Here is a 279-nt window from a genome sequence, read left to right as displayed (position 1 = left end):
TCGTCCGTTTTTTTCAAAACATTCGACATATTAAGACACTTCTCAAATAAGAAGCGTTATGGGACTGATAAGAGTTGAACTTATGACCCCTTCCTTATCAGAGAAGTGCTCTAACCGACTGAGCTACAGTCCCATATAAATAAAAGGGAGGAAAGAAAGAACAGTAGCGGTTCTCAAAAAGGACCCGTGTTGTACATCTAACACTTATCTGCTTATGTGCATCTATAGCCTCGATTTTCGTAAGAAAATCGACCGTTAAAAATGCAAAGCTTTTTTTTA

1 tRNA gene is annotated in these 279 nt (G+C 37.6%); it reads right to left on the bottom strand.

From position 1 onward, the window contains the following. Positions 1-59: 59 nt before the first annotated feature. Positions 60-133: transfer RNA gene (locus H0R92_RS14095), tRNA-Ile, on the bottom strand. Positions 134-279 lie beyond the last annotated feature (146 nt).

It is taken from the genome of Treponema sp. OMZ 840 (assembly GCF_050937815.1).
In the GTDB taxonomy this organism is placed as follows: domain Bacteria; phylum Spirochaetota; class Spirochaetia; order Treponematales; family Treponemataceae; genus Treponema_C.
Note: the sequence above shows the minus strand (reverse complement) of the source record. Positions and strands in the feature narration are given on the sequence as shown.